Raw genomic sequence first — 21,496 nt, 5'->3', positions numbered from 1 at the left:
AAACAAACAAAAAAGTTCATCAGATATAGTATCTAATGAACTTTGAGTTGATTTAGTTGGTACCGGTGAGAGGACTCGAACCTCCACGGTTTCCCTCTCGATTTTGAGTCGAGCGCGTCTGCCATTCCGCCACACCGGCAAAGTATTAAGTTAAAATATGGCGCGCCCTGAGAGATTCGAACTCCCGGCCTTTTGATTCGTAGTCAAACGCTCTATCCAGCTGAGCTAAGGGCGCAAAATTTATATGGAGCGGACGACGGGAATCGAACCCGCGACCCTCGCCTTGGCAAGGCGATGCTCTACCGCTGAGCCACGTCCGCACACGGTATGTATTGATGTCCGACTCACTAAAGAAGTGAGCCATGAAGGACTCGAACCTTCGACACCCTGATTAAAAGTCAGGTGCTCTACCAACTGAGCTAATGGCTCATAAAGCAAGAAAATGGCGGAACCGACGGGATTCGAACCCGCGGTCTCCTGCGTGACAGGCAGGCATGTTAGGCCAACTACACCACGGTTCCAGAAGAATAATTGCTTAATGAAAATTGGTTGCGGGGGCAGGATTTGAACCTGCGACCTTCGGGTTATGAGCCCGACGAGCTACCGGGCTGCTCCACCCCGCGTCAGTAAAAAAGTATTAATTCCCTTGGATTCCTCGGAAAGTATCCGGAATCCTTAGTGAAGCATTAACTTCACTTTTGGGGATGTGTTATGGTGGAGGCTGAGGGGATCGAACCCCCGACCCTCTGCTTGTAAGGCAGATGCTCTCCCAGCTGAGCTAAGCCTCCATGTAAAGAAGCAACTTAATTATCATAACATAATCAAATCTGTAATGCAACCATTTTTTCTAGAAGTCTAATGCTGTTTCAAGAAGAAATGGTGACCCGTATGGGATTCGAACCCATGTTACCTCCGTGAAAGGGAGGTGTCTTAACCCCTTGACCAACGGGCCGTTTTTAAAACAAATTGTTTTGACAACAAAAAAGATTATATCATGTATTATTAAGTATGGCAATACCTAAACTAATTATTTTTCTTTTTAATCTTCACTAGGTAATAGATTGATATGAAGCTTTTGAGCTATTATCTCAACGATTTCACCTATAGTTCTATCATTCGTGTCTAGATGCTGCTTAAATACCTCGTGATCAAGCCCTCTGATCCACCTGTCGATCTGCTGAGCAGCCCAAGGGTCTTTTCCTTCACCTCTAACGCTTAATCTCTTAAGCAAGGTCTCTCGGGAGTCACGCAAACTAAAATGATAAAGCACCATTTATCCATATAATCATGATCATTTGCCTCCATGAACTAATTTTCATTCAAAAACCACTTCACAGTGATTGCCTATCCTTATAATAAACTGCTAAACATCGTACAACAAAAAGACCACTGTCGATTACTCAACAGTAGTCTTGCGTGCTTGGCAACGTCCTACTCTCCCAGGACCCTTCGGTCCAAGTACCATCGGCGCTGGAGGGCTTAACGGTCGTGTTCGGGATGGGTACGCGTGGAACCCCTCCGCTATCGCCACCAAACGGGCATTTGCGGTACAAATGCATTATTCAGGTCTCAGCATCGCCAAATGCTGAAAACAAATTCATCATCACACAGTCACTTGGACTATATAAATCTGAGCTTGATTCCTGAAAACTGAATCCGAAACGAATTTGCGTTTGCCCTTCTTACGGGGCCCCCGGAAAGTATTCGGAATTAGCTTCGCAGCCTTTTCTTCACTTTTTGGGGTATTTTTAGGATAAGCCCTCGACCGATTAGTATTGGTCAGCTCCATGCATTGCTGCACTTCCACCTCCAACCTATCTACCTCGTCGTCTTCAAGGGGTCTTACTAATTGGGAAATCTCATCTTGAGGGGGGCTTCACGCTTAGATGCTTTCAGCGCTTATCCCGTCCGTACGTAGCTACCCAGCCATGCTCCTGGCGGAACAACTGGTGCACCAGCGGTACGTCCATCCCGGTCCTCTCGTACTAAGGACAGCTCCTCTCAAATTTCCTGCGCCCACGACAGATAGGGACCGAACTGTCTCACGACGTTCTGAACCCAGCTCGCGTACCGCTTTAATGGGCGAACAGCCCAACCCTTGGGACCTACTTCAGCCCCAGGATGCGATGAGCCGACATCGAGGTGCCAAACCTCCCCGTCGATGTGGACTCTTGGGGGAGATAAGCCTGTTATCCCCAGGGTAGCTTTTATCCGTTGAGCGATGGCCCTTCCATGCGGTACCACCGGATCACTAAGTCCGACTTTCGTCCCTGCTCGACTTGTAGGTCTCGCAGTCAAGCTCCCTTATGCCTTTGCACTCTGCGAATGATTTCCAACCATTCTGAGGGAACCTTGGAACGCCTCCGTTACTCTTTAGGAGGCGACCGCCCCAGTCAAACTGCCCGCCTGACACGGTCCCCGTACCCGGTAAGGGTACTAGGTTAGAACCTAGATACGATCAGGGTGGTATCCCAACGGCGCCTCCACCGAAGCTTGCGCTCCGATTTCTACGGCTCCCACCTATCCTGTACAGATCGTACCCAAATTCAATATCAAGCTGCAGTAAAGCTCCATGGGGTCTTTCCGTCTTGTCGCGGGTAACCTGCATCTTCACAGGTATTAAAATTTCACCGGATCTCTCGTTGAGACAGCGCCCAAGTCGTTACGCCATTCGTGCGGGTCAGAATTTACCTGACAAGGAATTTCGCTACCTTAGGACCGTTATAGTTACGGCCGCCGTTTACTGGGGCTTCGGTTCATAGCTTCGGGTTACCCCTAACCACTCCCCTTAACCTTCCAGCACCGGGCAGGCGTCAGCCCGTATACTTCGCCTTGCGGCTTCGCACAGACCTGTGTTTTTGCTAAACAGTCGCTTGGGCCTTTTCACTGCGGCCCCCTCGTGCTATTCACACTACCGGGGCACCCCTTCTCCCGAAGTTACGGGGTCATTTTGCCGAGTTCCTTAACGAGAGTTCTTCCGCGCGCCTTAGAATTCTCTTCTCGCCTACCTGTGTCGGTTTGCGGTACGGGCACCTTCTCCTGGCTAGAGGCTTTTCTTGGCAGTGTGAGATCATGACCTTCGCTACTATAATTTTCGCTCCCCATCACAGCCCAGCCTTATCGATGTGCGGATTTGCCTACACATCAGCCTCACTGCTTAGACGGACATCCATCAGTCCGCGTCACTACCCTCCTGCGTCACCCCATCGCTCATAGCGGATTACGGTGGTACAGTAATTTCAAACTGTTGTCCTTCGACTACGCCTTTCGGCCTCGCCTTAGGTCCCGACTTACCCTGAGCGGACGAGCCTTCCTCAGGAAACCTTGGGCTTTCGGCGGATCAGATTCTCACTGATCTTTTCGTTACTCATACCGGCATTCTCACTTGTGTAGTGTCCAGCGCTCTTTTCAGTACACCTTCAACCCCTACACAACGCTCCCCTACCCCAGATACATACGTATCTAGCCATAGCTTCGGTGGTGTGTTTAGCCCCGTTACATTTTCGGCGCAGAGTCACTCGACCAGTGAGCTATTACGCACTCTTTCAATGGTGGCTGCTTCTAAGCCAACATCCTGGTTGTCTGTGCAACTCCACATCCTTTCCCACTTAACACACACTTGGGGACCTTAGCTGATGGTCTGGGCTGTTTCCCTTTTGACAATGGATCTTAGCACTCACTGTCTGACTCCCGGCAATAAGTATATGGCATTCGGAGTTTGACTGAGCTTGGTAATCCTTGCGGACCCCGCACCCAATCAGTGCTCTACCTCCACTACTCTTATACCGAGGCTAGCCCTAAAGCTATTTCGGGGAGAACCAGCTATCTCCGAGTTCGATTGGAATTTCTCCGCTACCCCCACCTCATCCCCGCACTTTTCAACGTACGTGGGTTCGGGCCTCCAGTGCGTGTTACCGCACCTTCACCCTGGACAGGGGTAGATCACACGGTTTCGGGTCTACGTCCACATACTAATTCGCCCTATTCAGACTCGCTTTCGCTGCGGCTCCACCTTCTCGGCTTAACCTTGCATGTTAAACGTAACTCGCCGGTTCATTCTACAAAAGGCACGCCATCACCCATTAATAGGGCTCTGACTTTTTGTAAGCACACGGTTTCAGGTTCTATTTCACTCCCCTTCCGGGGTGCTTTTCACCTTTCCCTCACGGTACTGTTTCACTATCGGTCGCCAGGTAGTATTTAGCCTTAGCAGATGGTCCTGCTGGATTCATACGGGGTTTCACGTGCCCCGCACTACTCGGGATCCGTCTCGGAGAGAACACAGTTTAGGTTACAGGGCTTTTACCTCTATCGCGGGCCTTTCCAGACCTCTTCACCTACCATATTCCTTTGTAACTCCATGTGAGACGTCCCACAACCCCTAAGAGCAAGCTCTTAGGTTTAGGCTGTTCCGCGTTCGCTCGCCGCTACTGACGGAATCACTATTGTTTTCTCTTCCTCAGGGTACTTAGATGTTTCAGTTCCCCTGGTCTGCCTCTACATTTCCTATGTATTCAGAAATGAGTAACTGCGAATTACCACAGCTGGGTTTCCCCATTCGGACACCCCCGGATCAAAGCTTGCTTACAGCTCCCCGAGGCAGTTTCGTTGTTCGCCACGTCCTTCGTCGGCTCCTGGCGCCTAGGCATCCTCCGTGTGCTCTTATTAGCTTAACCTTGATTCTTCCGAAGAAAAATCTCACTAATAACATTTACTTGTTTGCACAAGTTGCTAAAAGATGTTCTAAAACGCAAATTCGTTTCGGTATCCAGTTTTCAAGGATCAAGTCTTACTTGAGAGCTTAAACTCTCAAAACTGAGCAACGAGTGAGTAACAGGCCTAAACCTGAGTTTGTGGAAGTTAAACTTCCGATTTGAATGTTCTCATTGCAGAGAACGATTCTCCATAGAAAGGAGGTGATCCAGCCGCACCTTCCGATACGGCTACCTTGTTACGACTTCACCCCAATCATCTACCCCACCTTCGGCGGCTGGCTCCCTTGCGGGTTACCCCACCGACTTCGGGTGTTGTAAACTCTCGTGGTGTGACGGGCGGTGTGTACAAGACCCGGGAACGTATTCACCGCGGCATGCTGATCCGCGATTACTAGCAATTCCGACTTCATGCAGGCGAGTTGCAGCCTGCAATCCGAACTGAGACCGGCTTTGATGGGATTGGCTCCACCTCGCGGCTTCGCTTCCCGTTGTACCGGCCATTGTAGTACGTGTGTAGCCCAGGTCATAAGGGGCATGATGATTTGACGTCATCCCCACCTTCCTCCGGTTTGTCACCGGCAGTCACTCTAGAGTGCCCAGCATTACCTGCTGGCAACTAAAGTTAAGGGTTGCGCTCGTTGCGGGACTTAACCCAACATCTCACGACACGAGCTGACGACAACCATGCACCACCTGTCTCCTCTGTCCCGAAGGCCGCTGCTATCTCTAGCAGATTCAGAGGGATGTCAAGACCTGGTAAGGTTCTTCGCGTTGCTTCGAATTAAACCACATACTCCACTGCTTGTGCGGGTCCCCGTCAATTCCTTTGAGTTTCAGTCTTGCGACCGTACTCCCCAGGCGGAGTGCTTACTGTGTTAACTTCGGCACCAAGGGTATCGAAACCCCTAACACCTAGCACTCATCGTTTACGGCGTGGACTACCAGGGTATCTAATCCTGTTTGCTCCCCACGCTTTCGCGCCTCAGCGTCAGTTACAGCCCAGAAAGTCGCCTTCGCCACTGGTGTTCCTCCACATATCTACGCATTTCACCGCTACACGTGGAATTCCACTTTCCTCTTCTGTACTCAAGCCACCCAGTTTCCAGTGCGACCTCAGGTTGAGCCCAAGGTTTAAACACCAGACTTAAATAGCCGCCTGCGCGCGCTTTACGCCCAATAATTCCGGACAACGCTTGCCCCCTACGTATTACCGCGGCTGCTGGCACGTAGTTAGCCGGGGCTTTCTTCTCAGGTACCGTCACTCCGGTAGCAGTTACTCTACCGGACGTTCTTCCCTGGCAACAGAGCTTTACGATCCGAAAACCTTCATCACTCACGCGGCGTTGCTCCGTCAGGCTTTCGCCCATTGCGGAAGATTCCCTACTGCTGCCTCCCGTAGGAGTCTGGGCCGTGTCTCAGTCCCAGTGTGGCCGTTCACCCTCTCAGGTCGGCTACGCATCGTCGCCTTGGTGGGCCGTTACCCCACCAACTAGCTAATGCGCCGCAGGCCCATCCCTCAGTGACAGATTGCTCCGTCTTTCATTCTTCTCTCAGGAGAAAAAAGAAATTATCCGGTATTAGCTACCGTTTCCGGTAGTTATCCCAGTCTGAAGGGCAGGTTGCCTACGTGTTACTCACCCGTCCGCCGCTAAGTTACTTTGAAAGCAAGCTTTCAAAGTAACTCCGCTCGACTTGCATGTATTAGGCACGCCGCCAGCGTTCGTCCTGAGCCAGGATCAAACTCTCCAATTAGTATTGAAAAGAGCGATATGCTCATTTTGAAACATCTGACGAGAAAATTAATTCTCTAATTTTGGATTTCACTTACGTGATTTCCCACTCACTCGTTGTTCAGTTTTCAAAGATCAAGTTCTCGTTGGCGCCGTTTAATGTCTCAGCAGCAACTCTTATAATATATCATGCTTTCTGATTTATTGCAACTCTTTTTTTCAAAGTTCTTTGCAATCTAATTCAGATTAACATTCACCAACCGAAAGCTTTATAGTTCCTCTTTGCGACTGGATTTATAATGTACCATATATCCCTATATAAAAACAATACTTAAAAATTTATATTTTATAAATAAGTGCTTTTGCCCCACTTTATTTAACATCTTTTATCCCTATTTACCTATAAAAAAACGTGTAGATTCTAAGGATACAGAATCTACACGTAAGTCAAACAAAGGGCTTAATATATAAATTTATTAGTTTGAAATCCAAGGATTTCTACGTTTTTTAGTACTCGCTGCTGAACCTTGAGATTTCGTAGCAGTTTTGCTTTTCTTGCTACTAGGTTGACCTGAGGTCTTTGCTTTTTTGCCTGTTGCTGTTTCCTTTGCTACATTCCCCTTATTCTTGAGAGAAGCGTTAGAAGTTGACTCATCAGTCTCTGTTCTAGCCGTTTCGGGAGATTCCTGCACGAACGCTTCAGGTTCTTGAATTTCCGGCACCCGATTATGCTGCGAATAATTACCTATCCCTGGATACTGCGGATTGGATGGAATATTAGAGTTATCCGGTCCACCAAATGCTCCAAGCGTAGAAGTAGGTACCATTCCCTGATTAGGCATTCCTGCTCCATATGCGGAAAAAGCGTTTGGATTCCCATATTCAGGATAGGTGTTATATACAGGCATGTCATATGAATAAGTTTGCACTGGTTGAATATGCACGCCTCCGCACCCACAAGTTGGCCAAGGAAGGTTCGGCGTCTGTCCTCCATATTGAGGAACAGCATACGGGGAGAAATCCCCGCCAACATTCATGCCAGCAACATTAGCCTCCATCGGATTCCACTGTCCTGGACTCATATTAGGGGCAGCATTGGGATTCCATTGCTCTGGGCTTATGTTTGGCGCGGCATTGGGATTCCATTGTTCTGGGCTTATGTTTGGCGCGGCATTTGGATTCCACTGTTCCGGGCTTATGTTTGGCGCGGCATTTGGATTCCACTGTTCCGGGCTTATGTTTGGCGCGGCATTTGGATTCCACTGTTCTGGACTCATATTAGAATACATATTGCCCGAAAAATAACATGGTGAAATACATTCTGGTGCATAAGCCATTGGCTGAACATAACTTGGTGCCCAGTTCATGTTCATATTAGGGCTATTTTGATATGAATCATAGAGATAAGGATTTCCTCCCAGGCCCGGGTATCCGTTGGAATTATCCCATGTGCAATCATTGTCTGCTTTCTTCTCAGCTTTAGGTGCTTCTTGTTGAGCAATCGGTTCTTGATTTGGAACCGTAATCTGAACAAATAAACTCTGCATTTCAATTTCTTGCACTGGAGCAACTTCCATTTGCATATTAGGCGCAGGATTGGGTGCAATATTTTGTGTATTAATAGGGGCGATGTTTAGCGATGGGTGTGGTGCAGAATTGGATTCAGGTGAGATATTTGTCACTGGTTTAGGTGCAGGTTTAGCTTCTGGCTTGGTCTCTGGTTTTACTTCTGGTTTAGTTTCTGGTTTAGGTGCAGGCACTACTTCAGCAGCAGGCTGTTCTTTGGGACCTGTATATTCCTTGCCACCCACCTGCGTTTTCTCTGACGCGTTAGACGGTGTATACCCAGGCTGTGTCGGTGAGGTATTGGATACTTTTTTAGGAATATTAACTACTTCCCCTAACATAAGTACATTTGGATTCTTTAGTTGGGGATTGGCCTCAACCATATCCTTCAAAGGAATTCCCCAGGCTTTAGATAATTTCCACAAGGTATCTCCTTGTTTAACGGTGTGCTTGTAGTAAACTTCACTGTTCTCCGGTACGGATACAGGGGCCGTAGGTATTTTTACTTTGTCTCCAACCGCTAACACATTCGGATTACTGATCTGCGGGTTTGCTTCAATAATTTTTTGTAACGGCACTCCGTACTTTTGCGATAATGCATACAAACTATCGCCTTGTTTGACAATGTGTATTTTCACGTAGCATTAACCTCCTAAAAGTTTTGTGGAGTATTGCTTTCTTTACAGCTACACAGCAAAACTGACTTCGAAAGCAAACACCCTTTTCATGGAACATTGCTCTCTTACAAAGTTATATGCGGTACAGCCGCCTCCTTCGTTACTACATCTTATGCAGCCCATGGGCGAATGACATCCCCGAAATAAAAAAAATCCTTTCATGATCCATGAAAAGATTAACCGGAGACTCCCGTTTTCTTCTGCATGTATGCATAAAAGGACTTCTGATGCGTATTCAATGCTATTTACGTTGTATGATTAGTCTTTATTCCCAAACCTTATAGCCATCTTTATCAACCACATTACGGAACTCTTCGAGCAGCTTCAAAGTGATTGGACCCGCTTGTCCTTCACCAATGATCCGGCCGTCAATTTCACGTGCAGCAATAACCTCAGCAGCTGTGCCAGTGAAGAACACCTCGTCCGCTATATAAACATCATGCATTGTGAACGGTTCTTCTTTCAGTTTAATACCTAATTTCTCGCAGAGCTCAATGATCGCCAGACGGGTAATTCCTTCAAGGGCTCCCAAGTAACATGGAGGAGTGAAAACTACACCATTTTTGATGATGAAAATGTTATCGCCCGATCCCTCAGTAACATAACCTTGAGCGTTCATCATGATGGCTTCGTCGGCTTCTGCCAAGTTGGATTGGATTTTTACTAGGATATTGTTTAGGTAATTAAGCGATTTGATCTTTGGATTGAGTGCATCCGGAATATTACGGCGTTGGGACACAGAAACTGCACGAAGTCCGTTCAAATACGCTTGTTCTGGGTAAATAGCCAGTTGTTCAACGATAATAATTACACTAGCTTTTGGACAACGGCGTGGATCAAGACCTAAGTTCCCTGGTCCCCGGGAGACGATCAGTCGAATATAACCGTTCCGCATGTCATTAAGACGAATCGTTTCAGCCATAGCCTCCAGCATCTCATCATACGTTAGCGGAATGTCCAGCATGATCGATTTTGCCGAATCATACAGTCTGTCCAAATGCTCTTTACATTTAAAAATATTGCCGTTATAGATACGGATACCTTCAAAAATACCGTCTCCATACAAAAAACCGTGATCAAAAACGGATACCTTTGCATTTTCCTTCGTTACGTGTTGTCCATCCAAATAGATCCATTGCTCAGCCATGAATTTACTGCACCTCCGCTTTCTCTTCCTCATAGGTGTATGTGGGATACGAGCCCAGAATCCTTACCTGACAGCCTAAAGCACTAATTTCTTCAATAGCCCCTGGCAGCAGAACAGATTCTATCGGTTCCAGCACATCAATATAAAAATAATAAGTACCCAGCTTCTTCTTCGTTGGTCGTGATTCAATACGCGATAAATTCAGTTTCCGCCAGGAAAAAGCAGCAAGCACCTGATGCAAGGCACCTGGAAAATCCTCTGGCAGCGTTACTAGAACACTCGTCTTTACTCCTGTGCTGCTCCGCGGAAGATCTATCTTCTGTGGACCAACCAGGACAAACCGTGTGTAATTGTTGTTGTGATCTGTAATTTGCCGATCTACAATCTCCAGCCCATGAGTAGCGGCGCCAAGAGCGGTACCGATAGCAGCCCAGCCCTTGCCGGGATTGTTTTTGACGATTTCCACAGCTTCAGAGGTACTTCCAACCGACTCCAGTTCAGCCCAAGGGGCATGCTTACGAACAAATTGCATACATTGCGCCATTGCTACGGGGTGCGAAAGGATTTTTACCATCTTGGTGAAATCCTTGTTGCCGTCTGTATCTGTGAATTCCCTTGGGTTACCGATAAGATTCTGTATCGATGGAAAAATCCATTCCGTCTGCATTGGCAGATCCACTTCATTGATGAGCCAATCGATGTGAAGACTAACTGAGCCTTCAATGGTATTTTCAATCGGAATCACGCTGTAATCGGTGGTACCATTCGCCGTAGAGAGAAATACATCGGAAATTAACTTGTGATGCACAAGCTTTACAGGTTCACCGTTAAACAAATGCAGCAGCGCTTCGTGGGATACCGAGCCCTGCGGCAATACCGCTATTGATTTCATGACCGTACTCCTTTTATCATATCCAAAAATGATACGTTTTGCATCTCGTTTATTTCAAGCAGCTCTGTAGTAACTCCAGAAGCACAAGGTGTTAACCAGCAGGTCCGAGCGGAAATGCCATGTTCCTGCATCGTATTCTTCAAGAAGGCCTCAAGCTCACTCTTACGGGTCTCTTGGCGATCCACTAAACATAGCAGAGTCGGTCCAGCACCGCTAAGTGCGATCCCTAAAGCACCGTGTTCAGGAGCTTCTGCGAGCAGCTTCTCCATGCCCGGTATAAGCGGTGCACGATACGGCTGATGCAGGCGATCCTGCATCGCTCTGCTAAGCAGGTCAAGCCGACCTGATGCCAGCGAAGCCGTCAATAGAGAGGTTCTGCTAATGTTGTACACAGCATCACTAACTGAGATTTCTGTTGGAAGCAATCCCCGCGCTTTTGTGGTTTCCAGTTCGAATTCAGGAATAACCACCAGCACCTCAAGATTTTGTGGTGGTTCTAGCCGAACATAATCCGCATGTTCACCATCCCACACGGCAGTAATAATGCCGCCAAACAAGGAGGCACCCACATTATCGGGATGTTTCTCAAGCTGGGTAGCCATATCAAACAGCTTAGCATTATCCAGCGGAGAGCCAATCATTGTGTTCGCTGCGGCCATTCCGCCAATAATAGCTGAGGCACTGCTGCCGAGTCCACGCGTAAGCGGAATCTCCGAGTACATGGTTATCGATAATTCAGGCACCGTAACGCCTGCCTCTGCAAATACCATTTGAGCGACCTTATAGAGTAAATTGCTCTTATCCTGAGCCACTCCATTCATCTCATCACCATATAGATGAAAAACAGTCTCCTCTGCTTCCTCCATCTCAATCCAGGCATATAGCGGCAAAGCCATACCCAGAGTATCGAAGCCCGGACCAAGATTGGCAGTACTAGCAGGCACTTTAACCCTAGCTCTTCCGTAAATACTCATAACAGGTACAATCTCCTTACTATGTTTTGAAATATGAAAGTATTAGTTCAGTGGCTTGGTTAACCTTCCACACGATAATGGCTCTTAATCCGGCGGATGACTTTCAGCTCCTCGAAATGGCGCAGCACTTTGTTCATGCTTGCTTTACTAGCGTTATGAGTGACAATAATGATCTCCGCATCAGGATTATTGGGATTGGCTTGCTGAACTACTGAATCCAAACTTACATCATATTCGGCAAACACTTGAGTAATCTTAGCCAATACCCCTGCTTTATCATCAACATGCAGAAGCAAAAAGTTTTTATAAAAAATAGCTTCATCACTCTTAAGCTTTTTCTGCTTGTAAGGTACTTTTTGCTTCAATCCATTCACACCTAGTTTAAGGTTCTTAATGACAGCTACCAAATCAGCTACCACTGAGGTTGCAGTTGGCATTGCGCCCGCACCCGCACCGTAGAACATGGTCTCTCCCACTGCTTCCCCGTATACGTAAACTGCGTTGAACACGCCATTGACGGAAGCCAAGGGATGACTAGCCCGAATCAAGGTTGGCTGAACACTGATGCTGAATTCTTCATCCTGACGTTCAGCGATGCCTAACAGCTTAATTTCATATCCGAGACGTTTCGCAAAGGCGATATCCGCCTTACTCACCTGAGAAATCCCACTCACACTTACATCATGCAGCTCCACATTAGTACGGAAACCTAAGGTTCCGAGAATCGCCATTTTGCGGGCAGCGTCCAGGCCTTCCACATCCGAGGTTGGATCAGACTCTGCGTATCCCAGATCCTGCGCTTCTTTTAACACATCATTATAGGATGCGCCTTCTTGGCTCATTTTGGTTAGTATGTAATTAGTCGTTCCATTCACGATACCTATAATCTTCATAATCTTATCTGAGGAAAAGCCCTCGATAAGTGTGCGGATAATCGGAATGCCTCCTGCTACGCTAGCCTCATAAAAGACATCACATTGCTTCTCCTGCGCCTTAGCAAGAATCTCCGAGCCGTGCAGCGCCATCAAATCCTTGTTCGCAGTTACGACATGTTTACCGCGTTCCAAAGCTTCAAGAATATATTCTTTGGTTCCCGCGATTCCCCCCATAACTTCAACGATGACATCAATTTCAGGATCACGAATCACATCCCATGGATCTGTCGTTATTTTAGCAGGATCAACCTCGATTTCGCGTGGTTTATTAGAATTATTCACAGCTATACGTTCAATGACAATTGAAGAGCCTACCTGGCTGCTTAAATCCTCTTGATTCCCTTCCACGATACGAACTACACCTGTGCCTACTGTTCCCAGGCCCAGCAACCCCACTTTAACCGGCTTCATCTGTCTCCTCCTAAAAGTTTACGAATATAGTTCCTATCCCTGTCCAACGATTAAAGCACGCTTCACTCCTGGAATCTCTTTCAGACTATCCAGCATCTCTCCGAGCTCCTCATTTAAGTGTGAAATTTCTACGGAGATCACCACATTTGCCCGGCCTTGCAGCGGAATACTCTGGTGAATCGTCAACACATTAGCCCCATGTCCTGCTACAGAGCCTAGTACCTTGGAAAGCATTCCAGATTCGTGCTCCAAATCCATGGAAATCGTAACGATCCGCTCTCGTTCGAGCTGATGGATCAAGTGAATTCCATCCTTGTATTTATAAAAAGCGCTTCGGCTTAATCCCACCTGCTCTACACCTTCATTTACGGTCTTCGCATCCCCGGCCTCAAGCAATTGTTTAACCTGCATAGTCTTAAGTACAGCATCAGGCAATATGTCCTCCCGGACCAAATAATAGCGTTCTCTCACGAACGTCCTCACCTCAAAGACTTTTGTGTTTTCTTAGTGGACATTATATCGGAAAAGGCTTGTAAAATGCAATAACTTTATCTGGATGCTCCAAGGCCGGGTAGTTAGGTGTAGTAAAACCCCCGGATTCCCGGGGGCAGAAGGCAATCGTATGTACACTAGCTGTATGGAATCGTCGTCCCGCAATAGTCACAGATTTTATCCTGCCCTGGAAGTACTCTACTCTTAGCACCGCAACTCGGACAAACGATGGATTTCGGCAGTTGGACAGGTGGCTTAGGCCTATTCTCCGGCAATGACTGCCGTCCAGATGATGGCTGGTTCTCTGTTGCCGCGGAGGGCTGTGCCCGGTCAGGATGTACAAGATTGGGCGGTTGTTTATCTAAGAGCTTAACACGTCCTTCATAATAGACAAGATCAGAAGCAAGTAACCCCCATCTCACCAAATACCGTAGGTCTCTACGTACATCATCTTCACTTTGTTTCGTGATATCAGCTAAATTACCAATATGCCTAACATCATCCACTACGATCAGCATGAGATACTTCTTGCACAGAAAATCAAAGTTTTCTGTTGCGAAGGTAGCCCTCCCTGCAAAGCTGTCTGCCGGAATTATAAAGATCACGTAGAGGACCACCAGAATGATCAATAAAGTGTACCACTTAAAATCCCCTTTGTAGGTCCCCACGGCGAAGAGGACAGCAAGTTCCATAAAAGCTCCCATACATACATGATAGAGCAATTTGTAGTTAAATGATTTCCGCTCATTCTTATAATGAGTGCTTACAAAACGAAGCATCGCAAGTACAAACCCAAGCGGAGCAAACAAATAGGCAATCGCCATGATGATTCGATCAAACACTGTCTGGTCTCGTTTGTTACGGTAGCGAAGGTTATTCTCAGGCGCACGCACCAGTGCTTGTGCCCGTTTGGAATAAATAAGCTTCGGCGGCAATTTCACAAATGAATTGTCTACACGTCCTTCATAATAAACAATATCTGGAGAAAGCACTCCCTGATCTTTTAAATATTCCAAAACCTCGCGGACATTCTCTTCACTGAATCCGCGGATATCGGATAGGCTGCCGATATGCCTTATGCCGTCCACAAGAACCAATGCGATATAGTCATTGCAAAGATAGGTGAATCCCTCTCTCCATCCTACGGCCCTAACGGATAATTTGATGGCGGGAATCCTAAACAATGCGTAGATAATCACCAGCCTGATCAAGAGTGCGACATAATCGATTTGACCGAGTAGCTTGCTAATAATGAAATAGATCGCCAATTCTACAAAGGCACCCATACACGCATGATAAAACAGGTTAATATTGCTTGCTTTGCGCTGTCTCTTGGAATGTGTAGATAATAACCGAATGGCAGCCAATATAAAGCCAACCGGAGCAAATACATACGCAAACACAATAGTCGTATAATCAAACGCCGTCCGCTCATATTCATGCTTGTACACAGGTTTTCCCGATGTCGGCGGCTGTCTGCGTATATCCAATCCACTCATTTTGTCTTTAATCCCCTTATTTATGTAATCCTATATGCGATGCAGCTAATCTGTTGGTTGACGGCATTAATTGTACGGGATCTTCGTTCCACAGTAATCACAGCTTTTAGATTGGCTTGGGAGCACAGTATTCTGGGCTCCGCACCCCGGACAACGGATAGACTTAGGCAGTTGCGGCGGAGACTGAGGCTGCGCAGGTATTTGCTGCCCCGATGCTTGGGTTCTCCCCGTTCCTCCAAAGCCCGAAGTACTTTCAGGGTAACCTTGATTAGCTGCTGATGGTTCTGGCGTCTGGCGCCCTTCGGATAATGCGACATCAATATCAAGCAGTCCTTTATCCTTCAGATACTGGACATCTCTCCGTACATCACTTTCACTTTGGCCTATTCGTTCAGATATACTGCCAATATGCCGGATATTCTTATTTTGAATCAGCTCTATATAAGAAGTGTTAAGCTTAGAAAGGGTATATTTAGCTTTCGCTGTCACACTGGCCAGTATAAAAGCTGGAGTCAAAAACATGATTGCAATTAAAATAAGCGTTGATACTAATTCAGAAGTTCCAAATTCCCCATTGAGCGCACTAGAAAACATGGCAATAGAAAGTTCAACAAACCCACCAATAAATACATGCATCAGCAGATTGAGGTTAGTCGGTCTGCGGTAATTTTTGTAATGCGTTGTCATCAAACGTAACAAGGCAAGCACAAGTCCAACTGGCATCAGCAGATAAGCAGCCGCGAGAATAACATAATCAAACCCGGTACGTTCGTATTTAAGCCGGGGAACGACTGCATTTCCTCCCGGGAGCGGTGACGGCTCTTGTAGGTTCAAACTGTTCATGTAGTAAACTCCTCCTATTTAAGTGCCGCTAATTCACGGTTACGCCGCTGAAGTGTAGACTTTATACTCTCTGACATCTCATTTACTTCTACCTGCCAGCCCTCATGTGGCTCTTGGGTCGCCAGCAGTAGCTTCACGTGATCATGTAACAGAGAAATCTGCTGCTGCAGAATATCCTCTGTAGCATATAAAGACGGTTCTGATATCGGATCACTGTACTTAAATTTTTCCTCCAACATATCTAACACGTTCACTAGCTGCTCGGATTCGGAATTCTTCCAGCTACTAGCCAGCTCACTCATTTCAGTTAATTCGTTCTGATACCGCCGAAACTTTTGTAAAGACCTTTTGGCTTGCTGTTCCCCTGCCCCAGCATTCCACCCGTAAAGCCCTATCGCGGCCAAAGTGATCGCTCCTAACACAAGAATCAGCAATTGTTCGGCTGCGTACCACAAGGCGGGTAACTCCAGCAGCCAATCGAAGAGTAAGGCCGATACAAATACGATGGCTGCATAGATTCCCGTAATGATTGCGCCGCTGATAAGAACAGGCGGAGTCTGCTGAATGCTACTTGCCGTTCGGAGCCAAAAAATACAATAGCCATAGATTACACTTTCTGCTAACAGAACCGCGGATAAAGAAATTATGAACCGAAACAGTGAGTCGGAGAAACCTAATCCAATAAACGAGAACACTGTCAGTACTATAGCTACCGCATAAATGATGGTAATAATGTATATATATCTCCTGCTTTTGTTCATTAGGTCCTCCTTAGCCTGCTTTTGTTCCGCACTCTGCACAGAATTTTTGTCCAGCTTTCAGCTCATGTCCACAGCCGCTGCATTTAATCACCATGCTGTCTCCACAATGAGGACAGAATTTCACCCCTGGCGCTACCATAGTCCCACATTTACCGCAAGCTTTAGGCATTTCTTTTCCACAGGAGACACAAGAAGCCGCTCCCTCAGGATTATCTGCTTTACAGGATGGGCAAGGACGATAAGGATTCCCGCAACCTGGACAGAACTTAGCTCCTGCATTTAGTTCATGCCCGCATTCAAAACATTTGATCTTGTTCGCAGAGGGAGAACCTTGCGGGTTGCCTCCAAGCGCCTGCCCACAACCGCTGCAGAACCGTCCCTCTACTGGATTCATAACTCCACACTTAGAGCAGGAACGCTGCTCTTGACGTATAACTGTAGTCCCTGAATCCAAGTTCATCCCTCTAGTCATACGGTTCACCATATCCATAGCGGGTCCAGCAAATCCCATTCCAAGTCCAAGCCCCATCCCGGTGTTCATCATGCCCACTCCAAGATTGCCGGGATTACCTGCCGCTTCTTCCATCGTGTCAAAACCACGCTCCTGCTGATAGGTGAAGCCCATGATATCCATTTCCGCTTTTTTAGCCAAAGCTTCCTTCAAACGAATCGTTGCCGGATCATCCTCTGGAATATTGATCGAATCAATATAAAAATTATTCAGCTCAATGCCATTATCCAAGAAAGCCGAGGCTAGTCGGCCCTGAATATGTTTGGAGATCTCTGCAACATAAGCATTAATCTCCAGTATGCTGATTTGCTTGTGCACAAGGTAAGAAGAAATAAGTTCATTTATATTCGACATCAGCAGTCCGCGGAAATAACTGATAAGCGTTTCATGATCAAACTGCGGGAGTGTCCCTACGAGCTTCAGCAAGAATTTTCGCGGATCATCGATTTTTACACCAAACTGCCCAAAAGAACGAACAGAAATCATAATTTTGTATTTGGGATCCTGAAGCTGTAAAGGTGAGCTTGTTCCCCATTTGACATTCATCGAATTCGTCTTATTCACATACCATACTTCAGCCGTAAATGGTGATTTTCCACCAAAAGGAAGATTAACGACATTGGATAAAATAGGTATATTAGCGGTGCTTAGCGTGTGCCGCCCAGCTGTAAAAGAATCAAGCGCTTGTCCGCCCTTGAATAGAATCGCTTCCTGGGATTCATTAACGATTAGTTGTGTCCATGTCCCCAGCTCCTGGTTAGGATATTTCCATGCAAATATACCTGGAGGACCGTCATACTTCACCACTTCTATAATTGCCATCTGCTATTCCTTCTTTCATTATCTTATATATAAATAACGTGTACGCTCCCAAATGGGAATTAGTGTATTTCGATATTTATTGTATACGATATATATCGTGTTTTGGGTTCTTTTATTGAAAAAAATTACTGATCTCCTCACAAAAAAAGCGCCAACTATGCTATCCCTTTACAGGAAAACCATAGTTGGCGCTTCATAGTCAGCTAAATATTAATAGTAGCTGCTGTTCTCAACGAATTCGAATTCGAAATCAGCGATACGGACAATCGTTCCTTCTACAGCACCGCGTTTACGAAGCTCTGCATCTACACCCATATGACGCAAAGTCCGTGCCAGCTTGAGAATCGCATCATGTGTGCTAAGCTGCATGCGCTTCAGCATACGTTCGATACGTGGGCTTGTGACCACAAACGCCTCGTTATCCCGTGTAATAGTAAAGGAATTATCCTCTTCTGCTTCCAGCTTATACACCTTACGTTCAGTAGTTTCAGCAACTTCCTCAACCACCGGCGCAACCGGAATGCTGTCGAGAATATCCGTTGCACGATATAGGAGCTCCTGAACACCCTGACGGGTAAGGGATGAAATTGGCATGATTTCTAAATCCGGCCGCACCTCAGCTACGCGTTCGCGGAAAGAAATAAGATTCTCTTCTGATTCAGGCATATCCATCTTATTCGCCGCCACAATCTGCGGACGATCGATTAGACTAGCATTGTACTGCTTCAGCTCATCATTAATTAGAACCCAATCCTCGAAGGGATCACGGCCCTCAGAGCCAGACATATCAACTACATGAATGATGATACGCGTGCGTTCAACGTGACGCAGGAATTCGTGACCCAGACCTATGCCTTCACTAGCTCCCTCGATTAATCCAGGCAGATCCGCCATCACAAAGCTTCGGCCATCCCCAACATCCACTACCCCTAAATTCGGTGTAATTGTTGTGAAATGGTAAGCTCCGATTTTGGGCTGGGCTGCGGACACAACCGACAGCAACGTAGATTTACCCACACTCGGGAAGCCTACAAGCCCTACATCAGCCATTACCTTAAGTTCCATAACAACATAACGCTCTTGGCCTTCTTCACCGTTCTCCGCAAGCTCTGGTGCAGTATTATTAGCTGTGGCAAAACGGGTGTTACCCCGGCCTCCACGGCCTCCACGTGCAACTACAACCTGTTGTCCATGACGCGTCATATCGGCAATGATCTCTTGCGTATCATCGTCAATCAGAATGGTTCCTGGCGGAATACGAACGATCATATGATCCGCATTCGCTCCATGTTGGCTTTTGTTCCGTCCTTTAATCCCTTTGTCAGCTTTGAAGTGGCGCTGATAACGGAAATCCATCAACGTGCGCAGTCCCTCATCTACACGGAAAATAACGTCGCCTCCACGGCCTCCGTCACCACCGGCAGGACCACCCTCCGGTACATATTTCTCCCGGCGAAACGCAACGAGACCATCCCCGCCGTCACCGCCTTTAACATAAATCTTAGCTTTATCTACGAACATAAATGTTCACCTTCCTCACATTTCAAGCGGTAATCGCAGCTCGACATAAGCCCTGCTAGGCTTAAACTGCTCTGCTTTCATGATTTTTCCTTGTACTATATTATAAATTTGCCCTTTGAGCAGCTCGGGATTGCCATGCTCCCCCTCGCCTTCGAAGGAGATAAGAATGTCTCCTCCATCCTGAAAAAAGCCAAGGCGCAGCTTGCGCGTCTCCCCCTGAGGAGCCAGCCCGTTGTACTGATAAGCCCGTATGGTCTGCATAATCACTGAAGTCAGCTCATCTCCTGCTTCTGGATTTAGCTTGTCCTCTAGCTGCAACCCTTCCTCCACCTGAACTTCCAATTCCAGACTAGACCTGTTAGTTCGGAAGGATTGGATATAGAAAACCAATGAAGGAATGCCCAACTTAGCGATACGACTATCAAGTGCTATGCGTTCCTTTATTCTTTCCACACACTCCACGGATTTATTAGGCTTTCCAAGCTGAATATATCCGTATAGAATCTGCAAATCGTTCATCCAATCATGTCGATGATGATTCAGTGTCCGAATCGCCGCCTGTTGCAGAGTGTTCTCTTGTATACGCAGCTCCCGTTCATAATGACGCTGGCTCCAGATAAAACTGAAAGCAACGATTGCCACTACCCAGACTCCGAGTAATAGACACGTCAGAAGAGAAGTATGCCAATACAAAAGACCTAAAGGAAGCATTACGGATAACATGACTGCCCAGATTGCACTTTTCCAGGATTTCATTCTTTCTCCCCGTCCCTCAGTTCGCAAAATTCATGACTTCGTTTAGATAATTTGTTTTGTTAGTATCATTTACCATTTCCTAGTATAACACACGCGTTCACTGTAGTTCACCAGAGATAATAACGAGAATTTCACATCTATCTAACCATTCCAACTTTGCAACACAAATAATTATGAATATTCTACAAAAAAGCCTCCGGCACTCATGCCGGAGGCTTCTACTTGCTCATATGGTCCGTAAGCTTACGCTTCCAGTGCCGCTGCTACCGGAGCGACATCAACTGGGTACACGCTCACTTTTTTGCGATCGCGGCCCCAACGTTCGAACTTCACTACGCCATCCACCATTGCGAACAAAGTATCATCTTTACCGATGCCTACGTTAGTTCCTGGGTGAATTTTTGTTCCGCGTTGACGAACCAAGATGTTACCGCCGGTTACTGCTTGACCGTCAGCACGTTTCACGCCAAGACGTTTGGAATGGGAATCCCGTCCGTTTTTTGTGGAACCTACACCTTTTTTCGATGCGAACAATTGAAGATTCAATTTCAACATGTTGTCAACCTCCTTCTTTAAATATTTACTTGCTGTATTTGAATATACTTCCCGTATGATTCTGCGATATCATTCAGCATCACGACCATGGATTCAAGCAGCAATTGTACCTTCGCGGAAGTATCGAAATCTTCAACAGAACTTAATGTTCCACTTAAGAATCCGTTCTTCATGGATGTATCCATGGAGATTCCGGTCAAGGTCTCAATCGAATTGACGGTTCCAACTGTTACAGCGGATACCCCGGCACATACGATATCTTCGCCACGCTTCGCATAACCCGCATGCCCCTTAACCTCAAAGCCAACGATAGTTCCTAGATCCGATAATCGTGTAATCCGCACGCTAATCATTAACGCACCTTCTTACGCTTGAATCTTCTCGATAGTTACTTTCGTGTACGGTTGACGATGACCTTGTTTCTTGTGGTAGTTCTTCTTAGGTTTGTATTTGTAAACTACAACCTTAGCGCCTTTACCATGTTTCTCGACTTTAGCTGTTACAGACGCGCCGCTTACTAGCGGAGTTCCTGCAGTCAGACCACCATCATTAGAAACAGCCAATACACGGTCAAAAGTTACACTTGCGCCGTCTTCAGCTTCCAACTTTTCAATGAACAAAACGTCGCCCTCTTGGACTTTGTATTGTTTACCACCAGTTTCGATAATTGCATACATTTTACTTGCACC

General features: G+C 46.7%; 16 protein-coding genes, 8 tRNA genes and 3 rRNA genes. All 27 read right to left on the bottom strand.

Annotated elements, in window-relative coordinates; translation table 11 throughout:
- Positions 1-57 precede the first annotated feature (57 nt).
- A tRNA-Leu gene (locus MHH63_RS03685) sits at positions 58-139 on the bottom strand.
- A 19-nt stretch (positions 140-158) separates the two neighbouring features.
- Positions 159-235: transfer RNA gene (locus tag MHH63_RS03680), tRNA-Arg, on the bottom strand.
- 10 nt (positions 236-245) lie between these two features.
- A tRNA-Gly gene (locus MHH63_RS03675) sits at positions 246-320 on the bottom strand.
- Positions 321-356: 36 nt separating this feature from the next.
- Positions 357-429 (bottom strand) — tRNA-Lys (locus MHH63_RS03670).
- A gap of 14 nt (positions 430-443) precedes the next feature.
- Positions 444-521, bottom strand: a tRNA-Asp gene (locus tag MHH63_RS03665).
- Positions 522-546: 25 nt separating this feature from the next.
- Positions 547-623 (bottom strand) — tRNA-Met (locus MHH63_RS03660).
- Between the two features lie 89 nt (positions 624-712).
- Positions 713-788: transfer RNA gene (locus MHH63_RS03655), tRNA-Val, on the bottom strand.
- An 89-nt stretch (positions 789-877) separates the two neighbouring features.
- Positions 878-952: transfer RNA gene (locus MHH63_RS03650), tRNA-Glu, on the bottom strand.
- A gap of 87 nt (positions 953-1,039) precedes the next feature.
- Positions 1,040-1,231 (bottom strand): hypothetical protein, encoded by a 192-nt coding sequence (locus tag MHH63_RS03645; protein ID WP_340394524.1) that lies wholly within the window; start codon positions 1,229-1,231, stop codon positions 1,040-1,042.
- 187 nt (positions 1,232-1,418) lie between these two features.
- Positions 1,419-1,535, bottom strand: a 5S ribosomal RNA gene (gene rrf, locus MHH63_RS03640).
- A gap of 214 nt (positions 1,536-1,749) precedes the next feature.
- A 23S ribosomal RNA gene (locus MHH63_RS03635) occupies positions 1,750-4,676 on the bottom strand.
- Positions 4,677-4,909: 233 nt separating this feature from the next.
- Positions 4,910-6,467: ribosomal RNA gene (locus MHH63_RS03630) — 16S ribosomal RNA — on the bottom strand.
- Together the 16S, 23S and 5S rRNA genes form the textbook arrangement of a ribosomal RNA operon.
- Before the next feature lie 454 nt (positions 6,468-6,921).
- Positions 6,922-8,649, bottom strand: a complete 1,728-nt coding sequence (locus MHH63_RS03625) for a LysM peptidoglycan-binding domain-containing protein (protein WP_341171212.1) — start codon at positions 8,647-8,649, stop codon at positions 6,922-6,924.
- Positions 8,650-8,953: 304 nt separating this feature from the next.
- Positions 8,954-9,835 (bottom strand): branched-chain-amino-acid transaminase, encoded by an 882-nt coding sequence (ilvE, locus tag MHH63_RS03620; protein WP_036685189.1) that lies wholly within the window; start codon positions 9,833-9,835, stop codon positions 8,954-8,956.
- Between the two features lie 4 nt (positions 9,836-9,839).
- Positions 9,840-10,727: a prephenate dehydratase gene (gene pheA, locus MHH63_RS03615; RefSeq protein WP_036685188.1), complete on the bottom strand. Its 888-nt coding sequence runs from the start codon at positions 10,725-10,727 to the stop codon at positions 9,840-9,842.
- Positions 10,724-11,701: a homoserine kinase gene (gene thrB / locus MHH63_RS03610; protein WP_076309137.1), complete on the bottom strand. Its 978-nt coding sequence runs from the start codon at positions 11,699-11,701 to the stop codon at positions 10,724-10,726. Before thrB ends, pheA begins: the two co-directional genes overlap by 4 nt.
- Before the next feature lie 59 nt (positions 11,702-11,760).
- Entirely contained in the window at positions 11,761-13,047 is a 1,287-nt protein-coding gene (locus MHH63_RS03605; RefSeq protein ID WP_036685184.1) for a homoserine dehydrogenase, read from the bottom strand.
- Positions 13,048-13,080: 33 nt separating this feature from the next.
- Entirely contained in the window at positions 13,081-13,518 is a 438-nt protein-coding gene (locus MHH63_RS03600; protein WP_038573029.1) for an ACT domain-containing protein, read from the bottom strand.
- A gap of 158 nt (positions 13,519-13,676) precedes the next feature.
- A complete protein-coding gene (locus tag MHH63_RS03595; RefSeq protein WP_341171211.1) occupies positions 13,677-15,038 on the bottom strand; it encodes a hypothetical protein in 1,362 nt (453 codons plus the stop codon).
- Positions 15,039-15,104: 66 nt separating this feature from the next.
- Complete coding sequence (locus tag MHH63_RS03590) at positions 15,105-15,881, bottom strand: hypothetical protein (protein WP_076280020.1); 777 nt, start codon at positions 15,879-15,881, stop codon at positions 15,105-15,107.
- Between the two features lie 14 nt (positions 15,882-15,895).
- Entirely contained in the window at positions 15,896-16,642 is a 747-nt protein-coding gene (locus MHH63_RS03585) for a hypothetical protein (RefSeq protein WP_076129386.1), read from the bottom strand.
- Positions 16,643-16,652: 10 nt separating this feature from the next.
- Positions 16,653-17,975, bottom strand: coding sequence for an SPFH domain-containing protein (locus tag MHH63_RS03580; RefSeq protein ID WP_341171210.1), 1,323 nt, complete (start codon positions 17,973-17,975; stop codon positions 16,653-16,655).
- 210 nt (positions 17,976-18,185) lie between these two features.
- Positions 18,186-19,496, bottom strand: a complete 1,311-nt coding sequence (gene obgE, locus MHH63_RS03575; protein WP_036685174.1) for a GTPase ObgE — start codon at positions 19,494-19,496, stop codon at positions 18,186-18,188.
- Between the two features lie 15 nt (positions 19,497-19,511).
- A complete protein-coding gene (locus MHH63_RS03570; RefSeq protein ID WP_076105522.1) occupies positions 19,512-20,252 on the bottom strand; it encodes a Spo0B domain-containing protein in 741 nt (246 codons plus the stop codon).
- 243 nt (positions 20,253-20,495) lie between these two features.
- The gene (gene rpmA, locus MHH63_RS03565) at positions 20,496-20,807 is read right to left on the bottom strand and encodes a 50S ribosomal protein L27 (RefSeq protein WP_036685171.1); all 312 of its coding nucleotides are present in this window, start codon (positions 20,805-20,807) and stop codon (positions 20,496-20,498) included.
- 17 nt (positions 20,808-20,824) lie between these two features.
- Positions 20,825-21,160 carry a ribosomal-processing cysteine protease Prp gene (locus tag MHH63_RS03560; protein WP_036685168.1) on the bottom strand — a complete coding sequence of 112 codons (336 nt, stop codon included), beginning with the start codon at positions 21,158-21,160 and terminating at the stop codon, positions 20,825-20,827.
- A 12-nt stretch (positions 21,161-21,172) separates the two neighbouring features.
- Entirely contained in the window at positions 21,173-21,484 is a 312-nt protein-coding gene (gene rplU / locus MHH63_RS03555) for a 50S ribosomal protein L21 (protein WP_036685166.1), read from the bottom strand.
- Positions 21,485-21,496: the final 12 nt, after the last annotated feature.

The organism is Paenibacillus sp. FSL H3-0310 (assembly GCF_038002785.1).
GTDB classification, from domain to species: Bacteria; Bacillota; Bacilli; order Paenibacillales; family Paenibacillaceae; genus Paenibacillus_AQ; species Paenibacillus_AQ odorifer.
The sequence above is the reverse complement of the archived record's forward strand: the minus strand, read 5'-3'. Positions and strand labels throughout refer to the sequence as shown.